This window comes from Bacillus sp. SIMBA_005, from assembly GCF_046535585.1.
GTDB lineage: Bacteria > Bacillota > Bacilli > Bacillales > Bacillaceae > Bacillus > Bacillus pumilus.
Window position 1 is genome coordinate 1 of the sequence record NZ_JAWRWI010001099.1, and the last position, 239, is coordinate 239.

The 239-nt window shown below is 36.4% G+C and carries 1 pseudogene; it reads left to right on the top strand.

From position 1 onward, the window contains the following. Nucleotides 1–239, top strand: a pseudogene (locus tag SB660_RS23530) (hypothetical protein); the annotation flags it as partial.

Here is a 239-nt window from a genome sequence, read left to right on the forward strand (position 1 = left end):
CAAATGATCAATCAGTTAGAGGATATAGTGGATTTTGTAACGGCTGTGTTAGCCGATCAGCAAACAATTGATTATGCGACAGCAAGTATTAAATCTTACACAGAACCGATTGTAGAAAAAGGAAAACAAGGATACTCGCTAGTCAAAGATATACAACAACAAGCAGAAGCAACAACAGAACCAATTAAACTCTTTACGATTATGAAGTGGTTAAAAGACCCGAGTGTTCAAAAGTCACT